28 protein-coding genes are annotated in these 26124 nt (G+C 46.9%); 2 read left to right on the forward strand and 26 right to left on the reverse strand.

Annotated features, from left to right (window positions below; translation table 11 throughout):
- Window positions 1-75 precede the first annotated feature (75 nt).
- The 8 genes from atpA to ACQYAD_RS17315 form a co-directional block, all read right to left on the reverse strand.
- The gene (atpA, locus tag ACQYAD_RS17280) at window positions 76-1584 is read right to left on the reverse strand and encodes a F0F1 ATP synthase subunit alpha (protein WP_430240097.1); all 1509 of its coding nucleotides are present in this window, start codon (window positions 1582-1584) and stop codon (window positions 76-78) included.
- A gap of 22 nt (window positions 1585-1606) precedes the next feature.
- Entirely contained in the window at window positions 1607-2143 is a 537-nt protein-coding gene (locus ACQYAD_RS17285) for a F0F1 ATP synthase subunit delta (RefSeq protein WP_430240099.1), read from the reverse strand.
- Window positions 2140-2667 carry a F0F1 ATP synthase subunit B gene (locus tag ACQYAD_RS17290; protein ID WP_430240101.1) on the reverse strand — a complete coding sequence of 176 codons (528 nt, stop codon included), beginning with the start codon at window positions 2665-2667 and terminating at the stop codon, window positions 2140-2142. The genes ACQYAD_RS17285 and ACQYAD_RS17290 overlap by 4 nt, the downstream gene beginning before the upstream one ends.
- 117 nt (window positions 2668-2784) lie before the next feature.
- Window positions 2785-2997 (reverse strand): F0F1 ATP synthase subunit C, encoded by a 213-nt coding sequence (gene atpE, locus ACQYAD_RS17295; protein WP_026572680.1) that lies wholly within the window; start codon window positions 2995-2997, stop codon window positions 2785-2787.
- Window positions 2998-3108: 111 nt separating this feature from the next.
- Window positions 3109-3819, reverse strand: coding sequence for a F0F1 ATP synthase subunit A (gene atpB, locus ACQYAD_RS17300; RefSeq protein WP_430240103.1), 711 nt, complete (start codon window positions 3817-3819; stop codon window positions 3109-3111).
- A 22-nt stretch (window positions 3820-3841) separates the two neighbouring features.
- Complete coding sequence (locus ACQYAD_RS17305; RefSeq protein WP_430240105.1) at window positions 3842-4216, reverse strand: ATP synthase subunit I; 375 nt, start codon at window positions 4214-4216, stop codon at window positions 3842-3844.
- A 6-nt stretch (window positions 4217-4222) separates the two neighbouring features.
- A complete protein-coding gene (locus ACQYAD_RS17310; protein WP_430240108.1) occupies window positions 4223-4444 on the reverse strand; it encodes an AtpZ/AtpI family protein in 222 nt (73 codons plus the stop codon).
- Between the two features lie 235 nt (window positions 4445-4679).
- Window positions 4680-6851 (reverse strand): S8 family serine peptidase, encoded by a 2172-nt coding sequence (locus ACQYAD_RS17315; protein ID WP_430240111.1) that lies wholly within the window; start codon window positions 6849-6851, stop codon window positions 4680-4682.
- 119 nt (window positions 6852-6970) lie between these two features.
- On the opposite strand from ACQYAD_RS17315, the gene ACQYAD_RS17320 reads away from it, so the two are divergent.
- Window positions 6971-7264: a hypothetical protein gene (locus ACQYAD_RS17320; RefSeq protein WP_430240113.1), complete on the forward strand. Its 294-nt coding sequence runs from the start codon at window positions 6971-6973 to the stop codon at window positions 7262-7264.
- A 49-nt stretch (window positions 7265-7313) separates the two neighbouring features.
- Window positions 7314-8024, forward strand: coding sequence for a hypothetical protein (locus ACQYAD_RS17325; RefSeq protein WP_430240115.1), 711 nt, complete (start codon window positions 7314-7316; stop codon window positions 8022-8024).
- 35 nt (window positions 8025-8059) lie between these two features.
- Here ACQYAD_RS17325 and wecB read toward each other — a convergent pair whose 3' ends face one another.
- The 18 genes from wecB to glpX form a co-directional block, all read right to left on the reverse strand.
- Window positions 8060-9199 carry a non-hydrolyzing UDP-N-acetylglucosamine 2-epimerase gene (gene wecB / locus ACQYAD_RS17330; RefSeq protein WP_430240117.1) on the reverse strand — a complete coding sequence of 380 codons (1140 nt, stop codon included), beginning with the start codon at window positions 9197-9199 and terminating at the stop codon, window positions 8060-8062.
- A gap of 36 nt (window positions 9200-9235) precedes the next feature.
- Entirely contained in the window at window positions 9236-9865 is a 630-nt protein-coding gene (upp, locus tag ACQYAD_RS17335) for a uracil phosphoribosyltransferase (protein WP_430240392.1), read from the reverse strand.
- Between the two features lie 421 nt (window positions 9866-10286).
- A complete protein-coding gene (gene glyA / locus ACQYAD_RS17340; protein ID WP_430240119.1) occupies window positions 10287-11528 on the reverse strand; it encodes a serine hydroxymethyltransferase in 1242 nt (413 codons plus the stop codon).
- 222 nt (window positions 11529-11750) lie between these two features.
- Complete coding sequence (locus ACQYAD_RS17345; protein WP_430240121.1) at window positions 11751-12314, reverse strand: TIGR01440 family protein; 564 nt, start codon at window positions 12312-12314, stop codon at window positions 11751-11753.
- Between the two features lie 16 nt (window positions 12315-12330).
- Window positions 12331-12777 (reverse strand): ribose 5-phosphate isomerase B, encoded by a 447-nt coding sequence (gene rpiB / locus ACQYAD_RS17350; protein WP_430240123.1) that lies wholly within the window; start codon window positions 12775-12777, stop codon window positions 12331-12333.
- A 117-nt stretch (window positions 12778-12894) separates the two neighbouring features.
- Entirely contained in the window at window positions 12895-14184 is a 1290-nt protein-coding gene (locus ACQYAD_RS17355; RefSeq protein ID WP_430240126.1) for a methyl-accepting chemotaxis protein, read from the reverse strand.
- A 55-nt stretch (window positions 14185-14239) separates the two neighbouring features.
- Window positions 14240-14686, reverse strand: a complete 447-nt coding sequence (locus ACQYAD_RS17360) for a low molecular weight protein arginine phosphatase (protein WP_430240129.1) — start codon at window positions 14684-14686, stop codon at window positions 14240-14242.
- A gap of 466 nt (window positions 14687-15152) precedes the next feature.
- Window positions 15153-15707, reverse strand: coding sequence for a manganese efflux pump MntP family protein (locus ACQYAD_RS17365; RefSeq protein ID WP_430240132.1), 555 nt, complete (start codon window positions 15705-15707; stop codon window positions 15153-15155).
- Between the two features lie 379 nt (window positions 15708-16086).
- The gene (locus ACQYAD_RS17370; RefSeq protein WP_430240135.1) at window positions 16087-17133 is read right to left on the reverse strand and encodes an L-threonylcarbamoyladenylate synthase; all 1047 of its coding nucleotides are present in this window, start codon (window positions 17131-17133) and stop codon (window positions 16087-16089) included.
- Between the two features lie 174 nt (window positions 17134-17307).
- Window positions 17308-17754, reverse strand: coding sequence for a GNAT family N-acetyltransferase (locus ACQYAD_RS17375; protein ID WP_430240137.1), 447 nt, complete (start codon window positions 17752-17754; stop codon window positions 17308-17310).
- Between the two features lie 258 nt (window positions 17755-18012).
- Window positions 18013-18462, reverse strand: coding sequence for a KGG domain-containing protein (locus ACQYAD_RS17380; RefSeq protein WP_430240139.1), 450 nt, complete (start codon window positions 18460-18462; stop codon window positions 18013-18015).
- 198 nt (window positions 18463-18660) lie between these two features.
- On the reverse strand, window positions 18661-19671 hold the full coding sequence (gene spoIIR, locus ACQYAD_RS17385; protein WP_430240141.1) for a stage II sporulation protein R: 1011 nt from the start codon (window positions 19669-19671) through the stop codon (window positions 18661-18663).
- A gap of 115 nt (window positions 19672-19786) precedes the next feature.
- On the reverse strand, window positions 19787-20653 hold the full coding sequence (gene prmC, locus ACQYAD_RS17390; protein ID WP_430240143.1) for a peptide chain release factor N(5)-glutamine methyltransferase: 867 nt from the start codon (window positions 20651-20653) through the stop codon (window positions 19787-19789).
- The gene (gene prfA / locus ACQYAD_RS17395; RefSeq protein ID WP_430240145.1) at window positions 20646-21719 is read right to left on the reverse strand and encodes a peptide chain release factor 1; all 1074 of its coding nucleotides are present in this window, start codon (window positions 21717-21719) and stop codon (window positions 20646-20648) included. Before prfA ends, prmC begins: the two co-directional genes overlap by 8 nt.
- A gap of 611 nt (window positions 21720-22330) precedes the next feature.
- The gene (locus ACQYAD_RS17400; RefSeq protein ID WP_430240147.1) at window positions 22331-22951 is read right to left on the reverse strand and encodes a thymidine kinase; all 621 of its coding nucleotides are present in this window, start codon (window positions 22949-22951) and stop codon (window positions 22331-22333) included.
- Between the two features lie 237 nt (window positions 22952-23188).
- Window positions 23189-23395 (reverse strand): 50S ribosomal protein L31, encoded by a 207-nt coding sequence (rpmE, locus tag ACQYAD_RS17405; protein WP_430240149.1) that lies wholly within the window; start codon window positions 23393-23395, stop codon window positions 23189-23191.
- 157 nt (window positions 23396-23552) lie between these two features.
- On the reverse strand, window positions 23553-24818 hold the full coding sequence (rho, locus tag ACQYAD_RS17410) for a transcription termination factor Rho (protein WP_430240151.1): 1266 nt from the start codon (window positions 24816-24818) through the stop codon (window positions 23553-23555).
- A 316-nt stretch (window positions 24819-25134) separates the two neighbouring features.
- Complete coding sequence (gene glpX, locus ACQYAD_RS17415; RefSeq protein ID WP_430240154.1) at window positions 25135-26097, reverse strand: class II fructose-bisphosphatase; 963 nt, start codon at window positions 26095-26097, stop codon at window positions 25135-25137.
- Window positions 26098-26124: the final 27 nt, after the last annotated feature.

The raw sequence follows: 26124 nt of genomic DNA on the forward strand, positions 1-26124 counted from the left end.
GAATGTCAGGCTTTAGCACCGGGCGGTTCAAATGATCAACAGCACGGTGCTTTCAGCCTTTTACTTGCTAGTCCTCTATTCAGAAACGGCAAACGTCTTTTTAAAATCGTTTATTGCAGATGCCATATCGTCATCCGCAGGAAGCTCTTTTGTTGTCCGAATCTGGTCTAACAATTCTTTGCGGTTGTGGTCTAACCATGTATGGAATTCGGATTCAAACCGGCGGATGTCCTGTACTGGAATATCATCAAGGAAACCGCGTGTTAAGGCGTACAGAATCGCAACTTGCTTTTCGACTGCAAGCGGCTTGTGCAGGTCTTGTTTTAGAACCTCAACCGTACGGGCACCGCGGGCTAGCTTTGCCTGTGTTGCTTTATCAAGGTCGGAACCAAATTGGGCAAATGCTTCCAATTCACGGTAGGAAGCAAGGTCAAGACGCAGCGTACCGGAAACCTTTTTCATCGCTTTAATTTGCGCAGAACCACCGACGCGGGAAACAGAAAGACCTGCGTTGATGGCTGGACGTACGCCTGAGAAGAACAAATCAGACTGCAAGAAAATTTGTCCATCTGTAATCGAAATAACGTTTGTTGGAATATAAGCAGAAACGTCACCTGCTTGAGTTTCAATAAATGGCAATGCCGTAATCGAGCCAGCGCCCTTTGCATCGCTTAACTTGGCTGCACGCTCTAATAAACGGGAGTGCAAATAGAATACATCCCCTGGATACGCTTCACGACCTGGAGGACGGCGAAGCAGCAAGGAAAGCTCACGATAGGCTGCTGCTTGTTTTGACAAATCATCATACACAACAAGTACGTGCTTGCCATTGTACATAAATTCTTCCGCCATTGATACACCCGCATATGGTGCAAGGAATAGCAATGGAGCTGGCTGGGATGCAGCCGCTGTTACGACAATGGTATAATCCAATGCGCCGTATTTGCGAAGTGTCTCAACTGCATTCCGAACAGTCGATTCTTTTTGGCCAATTGCTACATAAATACAAATCATGTTTTGACCCTTTTGGTTCAAAATCGTATCAATCGCAACGGATGTTTTACCTGTTTGCCGGTCACCGATGATTAACTCACGCTGACCGCGCCCGATTGGCACAAGGGCATCAATCGCCTTAATACCTGTTTGCAGCGGCTCGTGAACCGATTTCCGATCCATTACCCCAGGTGCGACCGCTTCAATTGGGCGGGTTTTGGTCGTATTGATTGGACCCATGCCATCAATTGGTTGTCCCAATGGATTTACAACCCGTCCGATCAGCTCTTCCCCTACAGGCACTTCCATGATCCGGCCTGTACGGCGAACCTCGTCGCCTTCACGGATTTCCGTAAAAGGTCCAAGAATAATGATTCCGACGTTATTTTCTTCAAGGTTTTGCGCCATACCCATAACGCCGTTGGAAAATTCAACAAGTTCTCCGGCCATAACATTGTCGAGGCCATGAGCTCGGGCAATACCGTCACCGACCTGGATCACTGTACCCACATCACTCACTTGAATTTCCGACTGATAGTTTTCAATTTGCTTCTTTATCAGCGCGCTAATTTCTTCCGCTTTGATGCTCACGAGTTTCACCCCTATCTACGATTTATCCTAATAATTTACGTTCAAGACGATCGAGCTTGCCTCGCAAGCTTCCGTCATAAATTCGGTTGCCAATCCGCAGGCGGACGCCGCCAAGCAAATCGGTATCGACAATATTTTCAATTCTTAGTGCCTTTTTCCCCACTTTTGCTGCAAAAATAGAGGAAAATGCCTTCCGTTCATCTTCTGTCAGCGGGCGTGTCGTATACACTTCCGCTTCAGCGATGCCCCGCTCTTCGTTTGCCAATTCAATAAATTCATCCGCCACACTAACGAGCTCTCCCTCGCGATGGCGGTCAATCAACAGCAGCAATGTATTGACCACATATTGATTCATCGAAGCAAACGCCGTTGTTAAAATTGTTTTTTTCTCTGACGGTTCAAGCTTTGGCGACTGTAAAACAGCCTTTAAATCAGAGCTATACGTAAAAACTTCCTTGACAACGCGAAGTTCTTCTTCCATTTCGTCAAGAAGATTGTGTTCTTTTGCGATTTGGAAAAGAGCCAGCGCGTAACGCTTTGCAATCATGGAGCTCGTCATCGCTCTTCTCCTGCCTCTTGAATATATTGACTAATCAGCTTGTCTTGATCTTCGGCAGTCAATTCTTTTTCAATGACTTTTGAAGCAATTAGGACAGACAAGGAAGCCACTTGTTCGCGGATCGCGGCAACGGCCTTTTCTTTCTCTTGATCAATTTCGAGCTTCGCAGCTTCTTTGATGCGCTCAGCTTCTGACCGGGCAGCTACAACGATCTCCTCACGCTGCACGTCTCCCTGTTTTCTCGCATTTTCCATTAAGCTTTGCGCTTCTGCACGTGCTTCTTTTAAAAGGCTGCGTTGTTCTTCCAACAACTTTTTCGCTTCCAAACGGCTGTTTTCCGCTGCATCAATCTCACCAGCAATATGCTCTTCACGCTGTTTCATGATCCCCATTAAAGGACCCCAAGCGTATTTTTTCAATAATGCCAACAAGACAAGGAAAACAAGTAATTGGAAAATGATATCGCCACTATTTAAACGGGCACCCTCTGCTGCAGCACCCAATACCAAACTGTCTGCTAACACCCTCGATTCACTCCCTTCAAGAGTCTTTCCCTTCAAAAATCAGCTTTTTTTCACAACTAGACAAAATGAATGGCGAAGGTTTCTATTTATCCCTCTCGCCATTAGAATGTTCCGCTATTATCGGCCTAAAACCATGAACGCAATAACAACGCCGATAATTGGTAATGCTTCAACTAACGCTACCCCGATAAACATCGTAGTTTGCAATAAACCGCGTGCTTCTGGCTGACGGGCAATTCCTTCCACTGTACGGCCGACGATTAAACCGTTACCGATACCTGCGCCGACTGCTGCTAAACCAATTGCAATTGCTGCTGCTATAAGATTCATTATTAAAGTTCCTCCTTAAAATTGGATAATATCTTTTTTTGTTAGAAAGAATTTATATCTAGAAAATTCTCACTTACAGTAATGGTTTGTTCAACAATGAACAGAGAAAAACTAGTGGTCATGTCCAACTTTATGTGACATATAAACCATCGTCAGCATCGTAAAAATGTATGCCTGGATCGTGCCGACAAAAATTGAAAACGCCTGCCAGACAAGAGTTAGCGGTATTGCTGCAATCGTACCAACTACTCCCGTTGCCAATCCTGCCGATAATAAGGATAACAGCAGTTCTCCGGCATAAATATTTCCATAAAGACGCAAACCCAAGGTTAGCGTATTGGCAAACTCTTCAATGATTTTTAACGGAAACAAAAAGGCCAACGGGCTAAAGAAACCCTTCGCATAACCTTTCACACCCTTTTGTTTTATTCCATAATAATGGGACAGGGTGACGATCATGACCGATAACGTCATCGTAATAATCGGATCGGCTGTCGGCGATTTCCACCACAGCTTGTCATTCACGACAATTGCAAATGGGAGGCCCAGCATATTGGAGACAAAAATATACATGATTAAGGTTATGCCGAGAATGTGAAACCTTCCGCCATCCTTCCAATCCATTGTACTATTGATGATGCCTTTGACAAAATCCATGACCCACTCAAAGAAATTTTGCATTCCGGTTGGTTTCATTGCCAGCTTGCGGGTAGAAAGAACCGCAATGATCAGCACGATAATGCTCGCAACCGAAATCATCAAGATATTCGCTAAATTAAAATAGAGGCCAAGAAATTCTACCACAGGAGCTCCATGTTCCATGTTAACTCACCTCGCTTCCCCCTTATTTATGTACAAACAGTGAGTGGTAAAGATAATCTATCATAATGACAATGTAAGATGTCATTAGTCCCCATACAACACTAATAATATAAAAGTATTCCGGATATTTCAATGCAATTATGACCGCAATAGCCGCCGTCGCCATTCGTGACAGCAATCCTAACGAACGCACTTTTTTTCCGCTGGCAATTGCCTTGTCAAAACGCTTCATCCTTCTAACCAATAACCAAAGATTCAAGAAACTGAAGCAAGTTCCGAGAATCAAACCCAAAAAAATAGTTTGATATGGAGTGAATCCCCAGCCGAGAACATAAATGGACAGCAAGTAAAAGAAAATCTTATGCTGCCGTTGATAGATTTCTTGAAATTCTGGCATAGCTGTTTAATCTCCTGAGTAGAAATGACGGATCGAAACAAGCATGGAATAGATCCCCGCCGCTAACCCGATAAATAACCCGATGATCAAAAAAATCGGCTCGGTTCCCCATTGTGAATCAAGCCATCTCCCGCCAAAAATACCAATGAGAATGGAACCAACTAACTGAGAAATGATTGCGGACATTAAGGCCATTGCTTGAAATGGATTGCGGTTATTTTGACGCATCTTTAACCATCCTCACTATTGAGAATGACAGCAGGGCATTGAGGGAAATTGATGGTTTTGAAAAAGAAATTAAGTTCCTGGCTATTGCCCGAAAATTGTGAAAACCCTACCATTTTACACCCTTTGTTAGCATACAATAGGGGCTTGGCAATGTCAATGAATTTGGGATGAAAAAATTCACAAATCGTTCATAGTTTTTTTCCTCTTTTCCTTGTAATAAAAGGAGAAATCCCCATCATTCCTCCTTCTCTTTTCCAAACATTACCGTTGTTTCAAGACGATCTTCTTTCTGCGCCTTTTTCGCAAACACCTTGACCACATACGTACCAGGCGGAGGCAGTTTCTCGCGGGCAATTTGTTTGCTTAGAAGGCCTTTCTTCACATTCCGGTCTGTATCCAAATAGCCAACAAACCGGTAATCAGCCTGCGAAAACAGCGCAATCCCAAACTCCTCCGCCCCTCCCGGCAAATAAACCTCATAGCGGTACGTTCCCGGCTGATCTCCCTTTGTCAGCTCAAAGCCCATCACCCTTGGATAATCAGGCTCTTCCAAAACATACACATACGGGATCCGAATTTCCTCCGCCCCGGCAAGCAACCGAATAGCACCATCATAAATCTTTTTCCTGAAAAACTCCGGCTCCACCGCGATCTCCACTTCCACTTCCCGCTTTTCTCCCGGCGCAAGTGTAAACGGGAGCGGAACCTTCCACAGCAGCCCATCCCTCCGCTCCGGCACAGCAAACGAATAGCGCTGCCGGACACCGCTTTTATTTTCAACCAGCAAATACGCCTTATGGCGATGCAAAGAATCGGCAAGCTGAAACTTGCCAAACTGAACCGAACTCGGCAACACAAGCGTCCCTGCTTTTACCGCCTTATCCACCTGAATCCTTCCCGCCCCCTGCTCATAGGCATGATAGTCGTCCCCGCCATTTTTCCTTAGCGGCTTAGCCGTATTCATCAACGCCGCCTTCACCTCCGCCGGCGTCCAATCCGGATGTGCCTCCTTGATCAGCGCGCACGCCCCCGCCACATGCGGCGCCGCCATGCTCGTCCCCTTTAAAGCCAAATACCCGCCCGGCACCGTCGACTCAATCGCCACCCCGGGCGCCACCACATCCGGCTTCACATCCCACGTCACCGTCACCGGCCCGCGCGAACTAAAATCCGCCAGCCGATCCTTCTCCACCTCCATCTCGAGCCGAACCGTAAGCGGCAAACCATGCTTTTTTAAAAAGTCTCCAACCCCCTTAGAGAGCGAACCAACCGGGATGGTCACGAGTTCCTGCAAATTCCCTGTAAACCCGCCACTTGTATTGTTGTAAATAAGCACGCCGACCGCTCCCGCAGCCGCCGCGTTTTTAGCCTTTTCTGTAAACGAGAGACCCCCCCGCTTGATGAGCGCTATTTTACCAGCAGCGTGCGTTACTTCTTTTTTTGTACCTAAGCCGCCATCAACGAGTTCCACGCTGCGCTCGGTTGTCCAGTTTCGGGAACCGGTCAACGGTTCAATTCGGATTTTCTGCCGCTTTTCTTCTATTAATAAAGTTGGCACTTCCATTGTCGGTGTTGAGGCACCAACGGAGATGGCTTTCGCCGCCGTACCGGGTGAGCCGACCGTCCAATTGTTTGGCCCGGCATTTCCCGCGGCCGCCACAGCAATCATACCTTTATCAACGGCGCGATTGAGTGCCAGACTGATCGGCAAATCGGGTCCATTGATCTCATCACCTAACGAGAGGTTTACAATATCCACTTTGTCTTTGATCGCCTGCTCAATGGCAGCGAGAACTTGTTCTGTTGTTCCGGAACCGCCGGGACCAAGTGCACGGTAGGCGATAATTTTCGCATCGGGGGCCACTCCCTTTATTTTGCCATTTGCGGCAATAATACCGGCAACATGGGTGCCATGAAGGGTAGACTTGCCCGGAGCGTTACTCTTCGTTTCCATTGGATCATCGTCCCCGTCGACAAGGTCATGGCCTCCGTGAAAGTTTGCGCGCAGATCCGGGTGGGTATAATCGATGCCTGTGTCAATGACGCCCACCGTAATCCCTTTCCCGGTGAGCGTTCTGTTTAACCGGCGCACCTCTTCCCCGCCAATGATTTTCACATTTTCCTCCATTTCAGCTTGGTAGTTATTCACGGGGGAAATGGCAAGAATTTCATGGCTTTGGTTTAAACCAGCAATGGCAGCTTGACTGCCTTCCACCGAAAACCCGGTGATTGCCTCGCGAAAAATACGGCGCAGCTTCACATTCGGAAATGGTTTCAGCAGTTCTTTGATTTGCTGTTCTGATTGGGGGCTTTTCAAAATGATGATCGCAACCGAAGCATCGTCCGCCCTGATTCCGGCTGGCAAAAGGACCATTCCGAAAAGCACTAACACAAGAAGTCTCTTCATTCCACGAAATCTCCTTTTTGTTTTATTGTTTTCCATCGGTTTCAGAAGTATGTGATCGAGTGCTACAGAACGGGGCATTGCAAAAGGTCGGCGTTTCATTTATTTAGAATTGTCATTTTTTGCGAGGTGTTCGGTCTGTGATCGGTTTGGCTTGCGGGGCGGGGACGGGTAGAGGCTCCCGAACTGGATCGGATCGCGAACTGGGTCAGCTCCCGGATCGGAGTGGCTTGCGGATCGGGGCGAGGCGGCCCGCGGATCGGATCGGCTCACGGATCGGGGCGGGGCGGCTCCCGAATTGGGTCAGCTCGCGGATCGGGGCGGAGTGGCTCGCGGTCTCTATCCGTGGGTTTTTCCCTTTTATCCGCGAAACTTGGACGTTTATCCGCGAAGTTTTTCCGTTTATCCGCGGATAATTTCCTTTTATCCGCGGGTTTCTTCTTTTTATCCGTATTTGTCACTTCTTTGTCACTTCTGGCGGCTCGCGAACTGGGTCAGCTCCCGGATCGGGGCGCCGATCGAGACGGATTGCGGATCGCAGCGGCCCGCAGTCTCTATCCGTGGGGTTTTCCCTTTTATCCGCGAAACTTGGGCGTTTATCCGCGAAGTTTTTCTGTTTATCCGCGGATTATTTCCTTATATCCGCGGATTTCTTCTTTTTATCCGTATTTGTCACTTCTTTGTCACTTCTGGCGGCTCGCGAACTGGGTCAGCTCCCGGATCGGGGCGCCGATCGAGGCGGATTGCGGATCGGTCGGATTGCGGATCGCAGCGGCCCGCGGTCTCTATCCGTGGGGTTTTCCCTTTTATCCGCGAAACTTGGACGTTTATCCGCGAAGTTTTTCCGTTTATCCGCGGATAATTTCCTTTTATCCGCGGGTTTCTTCTTTTTATCCGTATTTGTCACTTCTTTGTCACTTCTGGCGGCTCCCGAATTGGGTCAGCTCCCGGAGCGGAGCGGCCCGCGGATCGGAGTGGGGCGGCTTGCGGATCGGGCGGGACGGAGCGGCTCGCGAACTGGGTCAGCTCCCGGATCGGATCGAGGCTCGCGACCTGGATCTCATCGCAAACTCGATCGGCTCGTTTCCTTTTATCCGGATTTGTCACTGTTTTATTCACAGCTGCTTACCGATTCGTTCGCCCGTATCTTTTTATCCCTTGCAATACCGCCTATGATGCCCTTTAAAACATAAAAACAGGCTGAGATTCACTCAGCCTGTTATATAATCTTCTGGACGATCTTCTGTTTGCTTAAAGAAATAACGAATCGCTTCCGTAATCCTCCGGGAAGCCTTTCCATCACCATACGGATTCGCTGCATGCGCCATTTTTGCATATTCCTCCGGATTGGTTAGCAGCTCTGTCGCCAATTGATAGATCCGCTTCTCTTCAACCCCGGCAAGCTTCAGCGTTCCAGCAGCAATTCCTTCTGGACGCTCAGTTGTATCGCGAAGAACAAGCACCGGTACACCTAAAGATGGCGCTTCTTCTTGGACACCCCCGGAATCGGTTAAAATCAAATAAGCTCTTGAAGCAAAATTATGGAAGTCAATGACATCAAGCGGTTCAATCAAATGAATTCGCGAATCATTGCCGAGCACTTCAGCCGCAAGCTCACGTACAACTGGGTTTAAATGCACAGGGTAAACGACTTGGACGTCCTGCTGTTCGGTCACAATGCGCTTAATTGCTTTAAACATATTGCGCATGGGCTCTCCGAGATTTTCGCGCCGGTGTGCAGTTAAAAGAATTAAGCGGTCGTTTCCTATTTTATCCAAGACTTCATGATGATACTCTTCTTTAACCGTCGTTGCCAGCGCATCAATCGCTGTATTTCCAGTGACAAAAATAGCGTCACGCTGTTTATTTTCTCTCATTAAATTTTCTGCGGATTGAACTGTTGGCGCAAAATGCAAATCAGCCATTACACCAGTCAGTTGGCGGTTCATCTCTTCTGGAAATGGAGAATATTTATTCCATGTTCGCAGGCCCGCCTCAACATGGCCGACAACAATTTGATTATAATAAGCGGCTAGGCTGGCGATAAAAGTCGTAGTCGTGTCACCATGGACGAGAACAATATCCGGCTTAACCTCTTTCATCACTTTATCCAATCCTTCAAGCCCACGAGTCGTAACATCTACTAACGTTTGCCGATCTTTCATAATATTCAAATCGTAATCAGGCGTGATGTTAAAAATGTTTACTACTTGATCGAGCATTTGCCGATGCTGCGCCGTAACTGTCACAATCGACTCAAAATGTTCCGGCTGCTTTTGCAGCTCGAGCACAAGGGGAGCCATTTTAATCGCTTCCGGTCGTGTACCGAAAATGGTCATTACCTTAATCATTCGAACACCTGCTTTTTTAAAATTTGCCTGTGGCTGTTATTTCGTCCCAAACAACCGGTCGCCGGCGTCGCCGAGGCCTGGAATGATGTAGCCGTGGTCGTTTAGTTTTTCATCAAGGGCGGCGATGTAAATGTCAACATCCGGGTGGGCGTTTTTTACTGCTTCAACGCCTTCCGGAGCGGCGATGAGACACATAAATTTGATATGCTTGGCGCCGCGCTTTTTCAAGGAATTAATTGCTTCGATGGCGGAACCGCCTGTTGCCAGCATTGGATCGACAACAATGAAATCTCTTTCCTCAATATCGCTTGGGAGCTTGACATAGTACTCCACTGGCTTTAGCGTCTCAGGATCGCGGTATAATCCGATATGGCCGACTTTTGCTGCGGGAATGAGCTTTAAAATACCGTCTACCATGCCAATCCCTGCGCGCAGGATCGGAACCAGCCCCAGTTTTTTTCCGGAAAGCACTTTCGATTTTGCTGTGCTGACAGGTGTTTCAATTTCAATGTCTTCAAGCGGCATGTCTCTTGTAATTTCATAGGCCATCAATGTCGCCACTTCATCGACAAGTTCGCGAAACTCCTTTGTTCCTGTATGTTTATCACGAATATATGTCAGTTTGTGCTGGATCAGTGGGTGATCAAAAACATAAACCTTCGCCATCATCAATCGCTCCCTTTTTTCATTTTTTTGTAAAAAAAAAACTAAATTTGTCGTAAAATCACTTCGTCTAATTTTACAGAAAAAACGCCCAATGAGCAACTTCAAAAAAGGGAATGATTTGACAAATCGATTAAACATACCCTTATTTTTTCAGCATGCCCGTTTCGAATACAGCTATTGCAAAAAGATTTCCGCCTTGAAGGACTGTTTTTCCGCCTACAGAAAGGCAAATTCCGCCTTCATGGCATAGAATAACGCCTTCACGTGATAGAATTCCGGCCTCACATGACAAAATTCCGCCTTTACAAAAAAGAATTCCACCCCCACACGATAGAATTCGCCTTCAAACGACAGAGTTCCACCTACCCGAAAAAACGCAAAAAATCGGCCTCCGATACGGAGACCGATTTTTCCATAAAATTTAATATTCAGGATACAAAGGGAAGCGTGTGGTTAATGCTGCAACGCGGCTGCGCGCTTCAGCAAGGGCTGCTTCATCTTCATGGTTTTTCAATGTAAAGGCGATGATGGAAGCAATTTCATCCATTTCTTCAAGACCGAAGCCACGGCTCGTTACAGCGGCTGTTCCGATGCGAATTCCGCTTGTGACAAACGGGCTTTGCGGATCAAATGGAATCGTGTTCTTGTTCACGGTAATTCCAATTTCGTCCAAAACATTCTCAGCCACTTTTCCAGTCAAACCGATAGACTGCAAATCGACTAACAGCAAGTGATTGTCCGTTCCGCCGGAAACAAGGGTGAGGCCTTCTTTTTGCAGACCTTCTGCCAGACGCTTCGCATTAGCGATAATGTTGCCGGCATACTCTTTGAAACTGTCTTGCAAAGCTTCACCAAAAGCGACTGCTTTCGCGGCGATCACATGCATGAGCGGGCCACCCTGGATTCCAGGGAAAATCGATTTATCAATTTGCTTGGCAAACTGTTCGCGGCAGAGAATCATTCCGCCTCGAGGACCGCGCAATGTTTTGTGCGTCGTTGTTGTGACAAAATCGGCGTATGGCACTGGATTTTGGTGCAACCCAGCCGCTACCAGCCCGGCGATATGCGCCATGTCCACCATTAAATATGCGCCAACTGCATCAGCGATTTCGCGGAATTTTTTAAAATCAATTTCACGAGGGTAGGCGCTCGCACCCGCAACAATCAGTTTTGGCTTATGCTCGCGGGCTTTTGCCAAGACATCATCATAATCGATCCGCTGCGTTTCTTTGTCAACACCGTACTCAACAAAATGATATTGAACCCCGCTGAAGTTAACCGGGCTGCCGTGTGTTAAGTGACCGCCATGGGAAAGATTCATCCCCAGAACGGTGTCGCCGTGCTCAAGAATGGTAAAGTAAACGGCCATATTTGCCTGAGCTCCGGAGTGCGGCTGCACGTTCACATGTTCGGCGCCAAAAATTTGCTTCGCACGATCGCGAGCCAAATCTTCGACAATATCAACATATTCGCAACCGCCGTAGTACCGGCGTCCGGGATAGCCCTCTGCATATTTATTCGTTAAAACAGAGCCTTGCGCTTCCATTACTGCTTCACTCACAAAGTTTTCCGATGCGATTAATTCAATCTTTGCCCGCTGACGGCCAAGCTCTTTTTGAATGGCTTGAAAAACTTGCTGATCTTCATTTGCCAAATGCTTCATCACATGATCCCCCTTTGTTCTATATAAACCGACATAATTTTAAAAATACTTTTTCATTTTAGCATGTTTTTTGCCGAAAAAGAAAAAAATTTCTTTTGCTTTTTCAATTGTAAACGCCTACTCCTACTCGTGACGCGGCAAAAAAATTTCCGCAGCCCGATCAGCTGGAGTTTTTTAAAAAAATAGCTTCACCCATAAGGCGAAGCATGGCAATACAACTTTTCAACAACTCAAATTCTCGCTTTTTCGCTCGTACACCGCCCTTTGACCGCCTATTAGCTTTGGCCGCGTTTTGGCGAGCGTCACATGGGCTTTTCCAAGCGTTTTCTGCTTTACTCGAACCGGAACAGCCACATGTTTCAAATGCATGCCGATCAGTGTATTGCCGATATCGATGCCGGCATCCGCTTTAACAAATTCGACAACGACCGGATCGGTCAATTGCCCAAAAGCATACGCAGCCATCGCGCCGCCCGCACCGCGAACAGGGATCACCGATACCTCATCATAGCCTCGCGTTTCGGCTGTCCTTCTTTCCATGACAAGGGCTCTGTTTAGATGCTCACAGCACTGGAAGGCAAGCTGGACACCTTGTTTCTGCTGCCATTTGCTGAGGCTAAGATAGATCATTTCGGCCACATCAAATGTACCGGCAGTGCCGATTTTTTCACCTAGCACCTCGCTTGTGCTGCAGCCGAGAACCACGAGCTGCCCCGGTTTAAACTCAGCCTGTTCGCCAAATTCAGCCAGAATGGCCTCGAGTTCTTTTTCCCACTCTGTCATCATCTGCCCCGGCTTCCTTTCATTGCTCCTTATTCTCGTACTCGCTAATTTTGCCAATCCGGTTTGCGTGGCGTCCACCCTGAAACTCTTCTTTCAGCCATACTTGTGCGATTTCCCGCGCAAGACCGGGGCCGATCACCCGTTCACCCATTGTTAAAATATTGCTGTCATTATGCTCGCGCGTTGCTTTCGCACTAAATGTATCATGCACAAGAGCAGCGCGGATTCCTTTGACTTTGTTTGCCGCAATTGACATGCCGATTCCTGTGCCGCAAATTAAGATACCGCGATCAAATTCCCCGCTTGCGACTTTTTCAGCGACGGGAAGTGCATAATCGGGATAATCGACGGATGTGCTGCAATCGCAGCCGAAGTCCACGTATTCAATTCCAAGTTCATCGAGTAATGTAGCGATTTCCTTACGGATATTGACACCGCCATGATCTGATCCAAGCGCAATTCTCATACTTTCCCCTCCAAAAATCCTACTTTCTTTTATTTTGACACAGTCTAGAAAAATTATAAAGCTCGCCACTCTCATTACGGGGTGCGTGAACGAAAAAAGTCCGCTTCTACTAACCTTTTACAACCTAAATTTTTTGATGGTTTCTTTTAACTTTTCCGCTTGTTTTTGCAAATCGCACGCCAAGCCTTCGACGCCTTCCATGACATTTACTTGTTCTTCCGTAGCGGAGGCAACTTCCTCGGCCCCTGCAGAGGTTTCCTCGGCAATGGCGGCAACTTCTTGCGACTGGCTGGCAGTATAGCGTATCCTGTCCATCTGCTGACCGGCAAGATTTGAAATGGTTTGCACCATTTGTGCCATGTCAAGTACGGAATGGGCCATTTCCTCCATTGCCGCATTCGTTTGATTTCCTTTAGCCACTTCGCGGTTAGCCGTATCCACCTGCGATGAAATTTCTGCTACGACATTTTTGACTTCCGTTTGGATACTTTTAATCAGCTGGGAAATTCCTTGAACCGCACGGGCACTTTCATCTGCCAAATTCCGCACTTCATCGGCAACCACAGCAAATCCTTTTCCATGTTCACCGGCTCTTGCGGCTTCAATCGAAGCATTCAGAGCAAGCAAGTTTGTCTGGGCTGCTAAATCGCCGACAAGTCGAATGATTTCTTCGATCTTTTTCGTGTTTTCCTCAAGACGCTTAACCGTTTCCATTGACCCGCGGTTCCGATCGGCAATTCGTTTCATGCCGTCAATCAGCAGCTGGATTGTTTCTTTAGCTACCTGCAATTCCTGAACCATTTCCGCTGATACTTTCTCGGATGCAGAAGCTTTCGCTTGCACTGTTTCTGCAATCCGTGTGACTTTTTCCATTGATTCCACCGTTTTTTGTACCGATGCCGCTGAATTTTCTGCACCGCCCGAAATTTCATGGATCGTGCGTGAAATCGCTTCCGCATGTTGCGAAGCGTGGGCTGAATGCTGGGAAATGGCGAGCACTTTTTGGTTTGTTTCGCGGAAGTTTTCATCAATTTGCTTCACCATATCGCGCAAACTGGCAAGCATATGATTAAAGGCCAAACCAAGCGAACGAACCTCATCATCCGAGGCGGGAATCTCAACATCTTCACTGATATCTCCCTTTGCTGCTTTTAAGGCACCAAGTTCAATCCGTTTAAGCGGCCGAATAATAAATCCTGCTGCGAAGAATGCCAATATGCCTGTCCAAATCACGCCAAGAATTAGCGTCAACAAGGTGAACGAAACTTGATCAAGATACGCTTTTACAAACGGATAGAGAATGTAAATAAACAATGCGCTTGTAGTGTATGTAATTATGGCAGAAATCGTTGTTAAAAAAACAACCTTTTTTCTAAGACCAAACCGGTACTTTCTCTTCTCTTCCATTGCTCTCCCCCTAAAATCAACGTGTCGCTTGCGTGCTCAAAACGTATAACTGAACTTAAGAACTGCTTTTTAAGCGGTCAATCGCAGCTTGAATCAATTCCTCAAGCTGGCGAAACGTCGTCCGATAACGCTCCACATTGCCGCCAAACGGATCGGCCACATCGAACGGATCCTTCTCCCCGACATATTCCTTAAGGGTCAATGTCTTCTCGGCTGCTTCTGGAAACCTTTCCAGAATGGCAGCTTTATGTGCAGCTGTCATCGTTAAAATTAAGGTAGCCCAGCCGACTTCGTTTCCCGTTAAAGCGGTTGATTGATGGTGATGCTCGATATTGTTTTCAGCAAGAACTTGTTTGGCCTGTTCGGATGCTTCACCTCCATTGACTGCATAAATCCCGGCTGATTTCACTTCCACCTCGGGGATGTTTTGATTTTTCAAAATGGCGGCTGCCATTGGACTTCTGCACGTATTTCCGGTGCAAACAAACAAAACGCGCTGCATGATGGTAAGCCTCCTTTTCCTTCATTATAAGATAATTTTCAAAAATGCCAACATACTCTAGGAAAAAAAAACAAATTGCAAACTGTGTGAGATCCATTATCCGCTTGTTCGTTTTCGGGAGACGCTTCCGTTTTTTCCGCGGAACCGGAACTGGCCTGATTACCCGCGGCACGTATCCGCTCTATCCGCGGGTTTTGTTCCTTTATCCGTGTAATTTGCCTATTTATCCGTGAACGTTTCCAGTTTATCCGCGGAATTCTTCTGTTTATCCGCGAAACTTTTCCATTTATCCGGATTTCCATTAAATAGAATAGAACTATTTCCTCTTATTGGTAACCCCAATCTTTCTCCGAATTAAATTTTCCCTATTATCCGCGGATTTTATCTTTTTCCCCTAAAATTTTTCAAATTCATCCAGATTCTGGATACCGATAAATAAAACTGCTTCCGATATCCGGAAGCAGTTTTATAATGGCAACAATAATTTTATTCCAAAAACAAGCAGGATCATGCCGCCGAGTGCTTCACTGTACGCTCCGAGCAAGCCCTGCGCTTTTCTGCCGATCAAAAGGCCGCTCCACGTCAGAATGGTTGCCGCAATTCCAAAGCTGGCAATCACCAAAATCGTTTTGGCACCGTATATCCCCAACGTAAGCCCGACGGATAAACTGTCGAGACTGACACTGAACGCAAACAACAGCACGCCGATGCCGACTGGCGTAATCACACTTTCCTGATCCTTTTTCAAGCTTGACCAAGCCATTTGTATTCCTAATAGGATGAGCAATAGCCCACCCAGTAGACTCGCAAAGGTTCCAAACCGTTCGGATAAAAATCTGCCTGCCAACATGCCAACAAGCGGCATCCACACATGAAAGATGCCAATCGTGATGCCGATTTTAAAAATTTGCCGTAACCGCAGGCGGTACATACCCATTCCAAGACCGACAGAAAAGGCATCCATCCCTAGCGCAAACGCCATAATTGCCAGCGTTAGTAATTCTCCTGCATATGCTGTCATTCGATCTTTCGCCCCCTTGGACTTGCTAGTTCAAGATATGCACGTCCAAGGCAATTTAGAAGAACGAAATAAAGCAGCAAAGGCGCATGCTTTCTCCAAGCATTTCTCCACATATAATTGAAAACTTACCAATTGGCGAGCCTTTGGCGGTTCATGAGGCGTAGTTGCCCTTTTCACGCTCAAAACAACACGACACGTCCTGTGCCTGGCGCCTGACTAGGGCATCCTTGAAATAGCTGTCGCTTTTCCTTCGTACGACGAGTAAGCTGCCGAAGAATTCCTTATCCTGCCCGTCGTGCATTCGGAATTTATCGATATAATCTCCAGACAACTAAAAAATCAGCCCCGCCAATTGCAGAAGCTGATTTTCACTGCTTGCTTATTTTTCCACAATGATGTGATTTCCGGCGGCTTTTAGCAATCGATTCATAATTGCCTGGCCAACGCCGGAAGTCGGGAAAATCTCACTATAAATGACGTCAATTTTTTCATGATTAAACGTGCGCAACGTATCATACAAGGCACTTGCCACCGTTGGCAATTCCGACCGCTTCCCGCACGCCAGCACAAGATCGCTTTTATAATGCGAAGCCGTTTCTTCTGTCGCCAGAACACCGACTCGCAGTCCTTGTGCCTGCTTATCCCGGACAAGCTGCTGAATGAAATCCGTTGTGCCGTCAACCAAAAACATTGGCGCATTCGGGGCATAATGTTTGTACTTCATTCCGGGTGCCTTCGGTTTCGCACTTCCGCCAGTTAACGCCCGGTCAACTTCCACCGGACCCACAACCTTTACCAATTGTTCTTTCGTCACACCACCCGGCCGTAAAATAACCGGCACCGCTTCCGTACAGTCTACAACCGTCGATTCAACGCCAACACCGGTTGCGCCGCCATCCAATACACCGGCAATTTTGCCATTTAAGTCTTCAAGGACATGTTCTGCCGTGGTTGGGCTTGGCTTTCCTGAACGGTTGGCGCTTGGAGCAGCAATCGGCAGTTTACAGCTTTTTAACAGCGCGAGCGCGACCGGATGGTCCGGCATCCGGACTGCCACCGTCCCAAGACCGGCAGTCGCTTTTTCAGATAGCACGCCCAGCTTTTGTTTAAAAATAAGCGTCAGCGGCCCAGGCCAATACGCTTTCATTAACATTGCTGCTTTTTCGGGAATTTCCGCAACGAATTCATCCAACTGGTTCTCTTCGGCAATGTGAATGATCAGCGGGTTATCCACAGGCCTGCCTTTAGCGGCAAAAATTTTGGAAACCGCTTCGTCATTTTTCGCATTTCCGCCAAGTCCGTAAACGGTTTCCGTCGGCAAGGCTACCACTTCGTTTTGCCGTAATAGCTGTGCTGCATCCACAATTTGTGGATCATTTTCAAGATTATCCACAAATTTATCCACATTCCACACTTTTGTTCTCATTTTTATCCACCTTTATCTTAAAACCATTCCTTTAAAAGGACATGCCCATTGGCGCATACTTTTCATAAGGTACGCTTGAAAGTATAAAAGAAGGCGAAACGAAAAACAAGCTTTATCCACAAAATGTGAATAACTATATTGAAATAGTGGATAACTTTGTGGATATATCCACAATTAAAAAGAAAATTTTAAAAATATTGAGTTATCCACAGTTAAAATCGACTGAATATGTTCGGAGGTGAATAACTCTTTCGGCAAACAGTCGCGATTAACGACTTGAAATCCAAGGAGTTGAAAAAAAGGGATCACGCTTTGTTTATTGGTTGCCAAAAATAAGTTGGTTATGTGCTTGTCCTTGGCAAATTGAAAGGCTTGTTGCAAAAGGAGCAACAGATCTTGTTGCACTTGGCTCGAAGTAACAACGAGCGAGCGGAGTAAGCCGTTATCTGCCAGTTTCTCCATTCCCAATGTCCCCACTACTTCTCCCACTTCGTCTTCCATCAATAGAAAATAATCGACGGTTTCCTCTCCCAGTCCGTCAATCCCCAGTCCCGCATTTAACAAAAACTGTTTTAAAGCCGGTAAATCCTCTTTAACCGCGCCCCGAATTTGCAATGGCATCGCTTCCACCTCATTTTTCAGATTCTATTTCTATGAATATGAATCGAGAGAAAAAATAGAACCGTGATTGCGAAACTTCCACAAGCGCCATAAACCAAACAAGGCAGCCCTTCTACTGGACTGCCTTGTTTCCCTTTTTCCCATTGGACTTTCAGACTTTGATTTTGCTAGAATCGGACGAAACCCGTTCGAATTCTAGCAAAATCGATCCTGTTTCGCTCCTCTGCATGGACTTTCCTTTCACCCATTCGCTTTGGCTTAGTCATCGTCCCGGTTATTGTCACGGTTGGATTTCCCACCTTTGCGGCCAATATCCTCATAAAAATCCCGATCATGATTCTCGGCTGTGGCCTCGCCGCCTTTGCGCCCGATTTCCTGATAGAATTCCTTATCGTGATTCTCAGCTGTTGCCTCCCCGCCTTTGCGGCCAATTTCCTCATAGAAATCCCGATCATGGCTCTCAGCAGTGGCTTCACCGCCCTTGCGCCCAATTTCCTGATAGAACTCCTTATCATGGCTCTCAGCAGTGGCTTCGCCGCCTTTGCGACCGATTTCCTGGTAGAATTCCTTATCGTGGTTCTCAGCTGTTGCCTCCCCGCCTTTACGACCGATTTCTTGGAAAAATTCTTTATCTTGATTTCTAGCCGTTGTCTCGCCGCCTTTGCGTCCTCTTTCTTCTCTAGACATATTGTCATTATTGTTTGCCATCGTTATCCACTCCTTCGAAAAGTTATGTTGCGATGCTTACATCCTTCTAATAGCCGTCCCCGAGCAAAACAAAACGGATGTCATCAACTTGTAAACAACTTGTCCAAACCCTGTAACCTCAACCAAAGGTTCTTTCTTCGTGCGGTGCAAACTTTCAATTCTAAAGAGAAAAAAGAGAGACCGCTATCGCCTCTCTTTTTAATGAAACAGTTTTTCCCATAATTCAACAACAAAGAATTTTACTTTGACTGGTTCTTCATCTTGCGGTGTGTAAACAGGAGCCTTTTGCTTCTGCTCATTCCCCGTCTGGTCAAGAACCGTCTCCTGCTTGGCCAGCGGTGGTGTACTTAATCCCGTTTGCTCCTCTGACTCTATTTTCGCTTGCGGTTCAGCGTCCACCTTGGAAGCTGGCTGAACTTGATTTTCCGCTTTGGCTGGAGCCTTCTCTTGCTTCGGTTTTTGCGCTTGCTCCCCTTTTTGTGCCGGCTTTTTTTCAACCTGCTGTGGTTTTGCCTGCTGGCTTTTCTCTTGTAATGGCTGCCCTTGTGACAGCACTTTTGGCGAATCTTCTTTCTGAACTGGCGGCGCTTGTTCCGCTGATTGCTTCTCTTGTTCCTTAGCAGCAGCAGCCTCCTGATCCTTAGCAGCCCCCGATTCTTCCTTTTTCCCCTGCACTGCTTTTTCGTTCGCAGGCCCTGCACTTACAGCCGTACTGTTAGAAAAATCAAGAAAACATAACGGCGGAAACAACACACACCACCAATTGGCCCCTTTTCCTTCGCCCAACGTAATCAACAATGCTTCATATGTACCAGCCGGATACAAGAACTCACCATACAACTTCGTCGGAAACTGCACCTTGCCAAACTCCACCTTCACAGCCTGATTCGATCCTTCCCGCTTCACCGTCTCCTCAGCCGTTGCCTTCAACTCCGGAATATGAGACTGAATCGCCTTCTTCGCTTCATCCTTCGACGTCAAATCTTGAACCCATCCGGTAATTTTCGCATTCACCGCATCGCGCACCTTAATTTTCAAATCCTGATCCGACTTCAAATCACTATTCGCCAAAATCCGCAGCCGAATCGCATCCCCCGGAATCGTCACGGCTTCCTTCGCCGTCACCTCATTTTTCGGTATATATAAACTAAAAATCGTCCCCAGCGATAAAACAACCAAATAAGCCCAAACAATCGTTTTTCTCCTCATAATTGGCACCGTCCCTTCGATATCTTCAGCATGGACAAAATGCCAAAATCTTAAACTACTAAAATTTAAAAAATACTACGATAGAGCAATCTGCACAAAAAACCCCGGGTCACCATCACCCGGAGCCAATCTCCGCAAAAATCATTCGATCCTTGCCATTGATATCATAAACAACCTCAACTTTTACCATTTCAAATGCTTTTTGAAAAAGCTCGGCTACCGCCTCGCTCTGACCGGCTCCCATTTCAAATCCAACCAAAGCCCTGTTTTTCAGCACGAGCGGCAATTCAAGCATAAACTTCCGATAAAAGTCCAAACCATCTGCTCCCGCAAACAACGCCCGGTGCGGCTCATGCTCCGTGACCACTTCCGACATCCATGTGCGGTCAGCAACCGGAATATACGGCGGATTTGAAACAATGACATCAAACCTCGTTCCGCTTTTGATAAACGGCTGAAGCAAATCGCCTTGGACAAAGCGGACATCTGCGCCGAGAGTGGCAGCGTTTTGCCGGGCAACTTCCAATGAGTCTGCGGCAATATCGGTTGCTGTCACATGGAGGTTCGGATTTTCCAATTTCAACGTAACTGCGATTGCGCCACTTCCGGTACCAATATCGGCCACTTGAAGGTTCCCTTGATCCGGAAACCGTTTTTTGATTCGTTTTACCGTTTCGAGAACAAGCTCTTCCGTTTCCGGTCTCGGGATTAATACCGCTTCATTCACGAGAAATTGGCGCCCGTAAAATTCTTCTGAACCCATGATGTATTGCACGGGAACACCTTGCACATGTTGGCAAACTGCTTTTTCAAAATCAGTCCAGACCGGTGGCTCCAGCTCTTCCCGAATATTGGCAAACAGCTGCGCGCGCGACATGCCTGTATAATGGCGCAGCAGGAGTTCACCCGCATTTTCATCGCGATTGGCTTTTTTTAAAAAAGAAGAAGCCCACTGCAGAGCTTCATAGATTTTTTTACTCATTTGAGGCACTTTCAAGCTTTCTCGATTGGTCTTCCAGGATTAATGCATCGATAATCTCGTCAAGCTTGCCTGCTAAAATTTGATCCAATTTTTGAATCGTTAACCCGATTCGATGGTCGGTCACACGGTTTTGCGGGAAATTGTATGTCCGGATCCGTTCGGAACGGTCGCCTGTTCCGACAGCCGATTTCCGCTGCTGATCATACTCAGCTTGGGCCTCTTGCTGGAATTTATCATAAATTCGGGCACGGAGCACCTTCATCGCTTTATCGCGATTTTTGTGCTGCGATTTCTCATCTTGGCATGTCACGACGATTCCTGTTGGGATATGGGTCAGCCGCACTGCCGACATTGTCGTGTTAACGCTTTGTCCGCCAGCGCCGCTTGAGGCATACGTGTCAAAGCGGATGTCTTTCTCATTGATGTCCACTTCCACTTCTTCCGCTTCCGGCAGGCAGGCAACGGTCGCGGTAGATGTATGAATCCGGCCGCCTGATTCCGTTTCCGGCACACGCTGAACGCGGTGGGCGCCATTTTCAAATTTCAATTTTGAGTATGCACCCGTACCATTAATCATGAACGTAATTTCTTTATACCCGCCAAGCCCGGTTGGACTCGCATCGATCACTTCGGTTTTCCATCCTTGCGCTTCGGCGTAGCGGCTGTACATCCGGTACAGATCGCCGGCAAACAGCGCCGCCTCATCTCCGCCTGCCGCCCCGCGAATTTCGAAGATCACGTTTTTGTCATCATTCGGGTCTTTTGGAACTAGCAAAATTTTTAACTTGGCTTCCCATTCTACAATTTGCGTTTCCAGATCGCTTACTTCTTCCTTGACCATTTCACGCATTTCCGCGTCCAATTTCTCTTCAAGCATCGCTTTAGCATCTTTCAACTGTTCGCGAACTTCTTTATATTGACGGTATGTTTGTACGGTTTCTTGCAAATTGGCTTGCTCTTTCGAGTATTCCCGCAGTTTTTTGGCATCATTAATAATTTCCGGATCGCTCAAAAGCTCATTTAACTTTTCATACCGATCCTCAACCGATTGCAGTCGATCAAACAACTCTCTATCACCTCTGGTTTAGTCCATAACATTCTAATTATAGTATAGGTGAATTTCACCGTCAAAACCAACCAACGACAAAATTTTTTCGATCTTCGCTAGACCGCGTGCTTCTCTTCGAAAGTTTTTCCATTTATTTGTTACGGCCTCCCGCACCTCATCCGCGGAAAATCCTCGTTTATCCGTGAATATCAGCTCCGTATCCGCGAACATACTCTGTTTATCCGTGAAAAACTCACGTTTATCCGCGAAAATCAGCTCCGTATCCGCGAACTTTCCCCTTTTATCCGTGAAAAACCCTCGTTTATCCGCGAACATACTCTGTTTATCCGTATTTGGCACTTTTCCGTCAATTTTTTCCTTACACCAGGCCGGCACCCTTCACCGTATCCGTGGAAAATCCTCGTTTATCCGCGAAAATCAGCTCCGTATCCGCGAACCTTCCCCTTTTATCCGTGAAAAACCCACGTTTATCCGCGAACATACTCTGTTTATCCGTATTTGGCACTTTTCCGTTACATTAACGCCTCGCCCGCCTCGCCCACCATTGACTGATTTCCCTTTTTTATCGTTCAAAAAACCGCCCAAGTTTATAACCTGGGCGGTTTTTCTTAAAAGGTATTGGTTGTTTGTTTGTCTTCTTGCGAACGCTCCGTTGTTTTTGGAACTTCATGATGATGGCGGCAGCGCGGTTCATAGGCCTCTGCCGCGCCGACCAATATAACCGGATCAAAATAAGAGGCGGGTTTTCCATCGATCAGCCGTTGCGTACGGCTTGCGGGCGAACCGCAAATCGTGCATACGGCTTGAAGTTTCGTGACTTGCTCGGCAATCGCCATAATCGCTGGCATTTGGCCGAACGGTTCGCCGCGAAAATCTTGATCAAGTCCAGCAGCAATCACGCGGTAGCCACTGTCTGCCAGCTGCTGAATCACCCGAACAATTCCTTCATCAAAAAACTGGACTTCATCAATGGCCACAACATCAATTTCGGCTTCGACATGATGCAACATTTCAATGGAATGAGAAATGGGCTTGGCGATCAGGGATGTCCCATTGTGGGAGACGACCTCCCGATCACTGTAGCGATTATCCAATTTCGGTTTAAATACCGCGATTTTTTGTTTTGCAAATTCAGCCCGCCTCACACGGCGGATCAATTCCTCCGACTTGCCGGAAAACATACTGCCGCAGATAACCTCTACCCATCCGCTTTGCTTCATTACATACATCAATCAGCGTCTCCTTCCATTCAAAAAGCACAAGCACAACTTTACTTTATCTTAACCGGAGGCAGTGCTCCCGAAACACATTTTAAATGAGGGTTCCCTTAAACTACATAAAAAACAGGCAAGCCAACTTGCTACTTGCCTGTTTTTTTCATTTTCGTTATTCAGAACTTGCGGGAGGGCAGCCACCCGCATTCAAACAGACAGCAGAAACAGAATGACCGCAGTCTGATCTTTCGCTTATTGCTGCTTAAGACCGTATTTTTTGTTGAAACGGTCAACACGTCCGCCAGCTTCAGCAAATTTTTGACGGCCTGTATAGAATGGATGGCATTCTGAACAAGTTTCAACACGCACCTCGTTTTTAACAGATCCGCTTTCAAATTGGTTCCCGCATGCGCAAGTCACCATTACTTTTTTATAATTTGGATGAATTCCTGCTTTCATTCCTTTTCAGCTCCTTCCGCCCTGAATCTTTCGAAACAGAGTTATCTAAATGCTTGCCTAAGTAAACAAGCACGAACTACTAAAAACACACTGTACACATTATAGCAAGCGAGGACCATTTTTGCAAGTTGCACATTCTCCTATTTTTCGGAAAAATTTAGGATCTTCTTGCCTTCAGTTCTTCTCCCAATGCAGCAAAAAATTCTTCGTTGGACTTTGTCTGTTTCAATTTTTTCAAAAAGCGTTCGGCAAAGTCTGGGGAATCGGACATTGATTTGCGAATCGCCCATAGTTTGTCCAATTGGTCTTTTGGCAGCAATAGCTCTTCCTTCCGTGTTCCTGAACGGCGAATGTCGATCGCCGGGAAAATCCTGCGCTCGGCAAGCGAACGGTCAAGGTGAAGCTCCATGTTGCCGGTACCTTTAAATTCTTCATAAATCACGTCATCCATCCGCGATCCTGTATCCACTAAAGCCGTTGCGAGGATCGTTAAGCTGCCGCCTTCTTCAATATTGCGGGCTGCACCGAAAAACCGTTTCGGACGGTGGAATGCCGCCGGGTCAATCCCCCCTGAAAGCGTACGGCCGCTTGGCGGGATCACCAAGTTATAAGCACGGGCCAAACGGGTGATGCTATCCATGAGAATAATGACATCGCGCTTATGCTCAACAAGCCGCATTGCCCGGTCAAGGACGAGTTCCGCCACCTTAATATGGTTTTCCGGAACCTCATCGAACGTGGAGCTGACAACATCGCCAGCAACGGAACGTTCAATATCGGTTACTTCTTCCGGGCGCTCATCGATCAAGAGCACAATCAATTCGGCTTCAGGATGATTGGCCGTGATGCTGTTGGCAATTTCTTTTAGCAGCATCGTTTTCCCCGCTTTTGGCGGAGCGACAATCAAGCCCCTTTGACCAAAACCAACCGGTGCGATAACGTCCATGATTCTCGTTGATAATGACTTGGAAGTTGTTTCAAGCTTCATTTGCCGGTTCGGGTAAAGCGCGGTCAAGGCCGGGAAGTGGACGCGTTCTTTTGCGGTTTCCGGGTCGTCACCGTTTACTGCTTCGACATGCAATAAACCATAATATCGTTCATTTTCCTTTGGTGGACGTACTTTGCCGGATACCTTGTCCCCATTTCGGAGGTCAAAGCGGCGAATCTGGGATGCCGAAATGTAGATGTCTTCAGAGCTTGGAGAGTAATTAATCGGTCGTAAAAAACCAAAGCCTTCGGATTGAATAATTTCGAGAACGCCTTCCATAAAGAAATAACCCTGTTGTTCTGCACGAGCTTTTAAAATGGCGAAAATCAATTCTTTTTTGGTCAATTTGCTGTAATAGGAAACTTTGTATTCGCGTGCTAGCTCATAAAGTTCCTTTAGTTTCATATTTTCTAAACCTGAAATTGTGACTTCCATTTGCACACCACACTTTTAAAATTTTCAATCTATTTCTGAAACGTTCGCTTTTTCCTCGTGCTTCAATAGCAGGAAAATCTGATAATAAAAGAATAAAAGAGGAATCGATCACTCATTTAATAGAAGGCGTCTTGAAGTATAGAAGAAAAGAAAGAAAAAAACAGTAAAAAACAAGTTCTATTTTACCCTGTTTTTCAAAAAATAATCAAGATCATTTTTATTGGAAAAATGCATTTCAGGAAGGAAACTTACAAATACGAGAGGCCGCCCATCTGCCTCTCGCGTTGTAAGGGTTTGCATGCTGATTAAAAATTTTTTATTTTATCACTAGATTGGGTTTCTTTTTCAAACTGTGCTGTCCATCAATGAAGCGAACTGTCCCGGACTTTGCCCGCATGACGACAGAATGGGTTAGCCCGTGGGAGCCGTTAAACTGGACGCCTTTCAGCAATTCGCCGTCCGTCACACCGGTTGCAGCAAAAATAGCGTCATCCCCTCTGACCAAATCTTCCATGCGCAAAATTCGGTTGACATCGATGCCCATTTTTTCACAGCGCTCGATCTCCGCATCATTTTGCGGCAGCAAGCGCCCGATCAGTTCACCGCCAAGGCATTTTAACGCAACGGCAGCCAAAACGCCCTCCGGAGCACCGCCCGAACCGAAAAGAATATCGACTCCTGTGTGTTCAAACGCTGTATTAATGGCTCCTGCAACATCACCGTCATTGATCAGCTTAATTCTCGCTCCTGCTTCGCGAAGCTGGGCAATAATATGTTCGTGGCGCGACCGGTTTAAAACGGTTGCGACAACATCCTCAATGTCTTTGTTTTTGGCACGCGCCACCGCCTTTAGATTGTCAAGCACAGATGCGTTGATGTCTACTTGTCCAACTGCTTCCGGCCCGACAGCGATTTTATCCATATACATATCCGGTGCATGGAGAAGGTTTCCGTTGTCGGCAACTGCAATGACTGCCAGTGCATTCCAACCGCCTGAGGCAACAATGTTTGTCCCTTCAAGCGGATCGACGGCAACATCGACACGCGGACCATAGCCTGTACCAAGCTTTTCCCCAATGTACAGCATCGGTGCTTCGTCCATTTCCCCTTCGCCGATTACAACCGTTCCTTTCATCGGTACTGTATCAAAAACATCCCGCATCGCGGTTGTGGCAGCGTCATCCGCCTCCGCTTTTTTTCCGCGGCCCATCCACCTTGCTGAAGCAAGTGCTGCTGCTTCCGTGACACGAACGAGTTCCATCGACAAACTTCTTTCCATCGGTTCCAATCCCCCAGTTTCTCTTCC

This window comes from Neobacillus sp. SM06, assembly GCF_050496765.1.
Classification (GTDB): Bacteria; Bacillota; Bacilli; order Bacillales; family Cytobacillaceae; genus JAEVLT01.

What these genes read in the sequence shown, in the direction of transcription:
- ACQYAD_RS17375 (WP_430240137.1), bottom strand. Translation starts at nt 17,754, where the DNA reads ATGCCATTGCAAATTCGGGGCGCGGTTAAAGAGGATTTACCGGCTTTA.
- ACQYAD_RS17370 (WP_430240135.1), bottom strand. Translation starts at nt 17,133, where the DNA reads ATGAGAACAAAAGTGTGGAATGTGGATAAATTTGTGGATAATCTTGAA.
- rho (WP_430240151.1), bottom strand. Translation starts at nt 24,818, where the DNA reads ATGGAAGTCACAATTTCAGGTTTAGAAAATATGAAACTAAAGGAACTT.
- rpmE (WP_430240149.1), bottom strand. Translation starts at nt 23,395, where the DNA reads ATGAAAGCAGGAATTCATCCAAATTATAAAAAAGTAATGGTGACTTGC.
- atpB (WP_430240103.1), bottom strand. Translation starts at nt 3,819, where the DNA reads ATGGAACATGGAGCTCCTGTGGTAGAATTTCTTGGCCTCTATTTTAAT.
- ACQYAD_RS17345 (WP_430240121.1), bottom strand. Translation starts at nt 12,314, where the DNA reads ATGATGACAGAGTGGGAAAAAGAACTCGAGGCCATTCTGGCTGAATTT.
- upp (WP_430240392.1), bottom strand. Translation starts at nt 9,865, where the DNA reads ATGGCGAAGGTTTATGTTTTTGATCACCCACTGATCCAGCACAAACTG.
- ACQYAD_RS17380 (WP_430240139.1), bottom strand. Translation starts at nt 18,462, where the DNA reads ATGGCAAACAATAATGACAATATGTCTAGAGAAGAAAGAGGACGCAAA.
- rpiB (WP_430240123.1), bottom strand. Translation starts at nt 12,777, where the DNA reads ATGAGAATTGCGCTTGGATCAGATCATGGCGGTGTCAATATCCGTAAG.
- ACQYAD_RS17315 (WP_430240111.1), bottom strand. Translation starts at nt 6,851, where the DNA reads ATGAAGAGACTTCTTGTGTTAGTGCTTTTCGGAATGGTCCTTTTGCCA.
- ACQYAD_RS17360 (WP_430240129.1), bottom strand. Translation starts at nt 14,686, where the DNA reads ATGCAGCGCGTTTTGTTTGTTTGCACCGGAAATACGTGCAGAAGTCCA.
- ACQYAD_RS17365 (WP_430240132.1), bottom strand. Translation starts at nt 15,707, where the DNA reads ATGACAGCATATGCAGGAGAATTACTAACGCTGGCAATTATGGCGTTT.
- glpX (WP_430240154.1), bottom strand. Translation starts at nt 26,097, where the DNA reads ATGGAAAGAAGTTTGTCGATGGAACTCGTTCGTGTCACGGAAGCAGCA.
- spoIIR (WP_430240141.1), bottom strand. Translation starts at nt 19,671, where the DNA reads ATGAGGAGAAAAACGATTGTTTGGGCTTATTTGGTTGTTTTATCGCTG.
- prmC (WP_430240143.1), bottom strand. Translation starts at nt 20,653, where the DNA reads ATGAGTAAAAAAATCTATGAAGCTCTGCAGTGGGCTTCTTCTTTTTTA.
- ACQYAD_RS17400 (WP_430240147.1), bottom strand. Translation starts at nt 22,951, where the DNA reads ATGTATGTAATGAAGCAAAGCGGATGGGTAGAGGTTATCTGCGGCAGT.
- ACQYAD_RS17285 (WP_430240099.1), bottom strand. Translation starts at nt 2,143, where the DNA reads ATGACGAGCTCCATGATTGCAAAGCGTTACGCGCTGGCTCTTTTCCAA.
- ACQYAD_RS17305 (WP_430240105.1), bottom strand. Translation starts at nt 4,216, where the DNA reads ATGCCAGAATTTCAAGAAATCTATCAACGGCAGCATAAGATTTTCTTT.
- ACQYAD_RS17355 (WP_430240126.1), bottom strand. Translation starts at nt 14,184, where the DNA reads ATGGAAGAGAAGAGAAAGTACCGGTTTGGTCTTAGAAAAAAGGTTGTT.
- glyA (WP_430240119.1), bottom strand. Translation starts at nt 11,528, where the DNA reads ATGAAGCATTTGGCAAATGAAGATCAGCAAGTTTTTCAAGCCATTCAA.
- ACQYAD_RS17310 (WP_430240108.1), bottom strand. Translation starts at nt 4,444, where the DNA reads ATGCGTCAAAATAACCGCAATCCATTTCAAGCAATGGCCTTAATGTCC.
- atpE (WP_026572680.1), bottom strand. Translation starts at nt 2,997, where the DNA reads ATGAATCTTATAGCAGCAGCAATTGCAATTGGTTTAGCAGCAGTCGGC.
- wecB (WP_430240117.1), bottom strand. Translation starts at nt 9,199, where the DNA reads ATGATTAAGGTAATGACCATTTTCGGTACACGACCGGAAGCGATTAAA.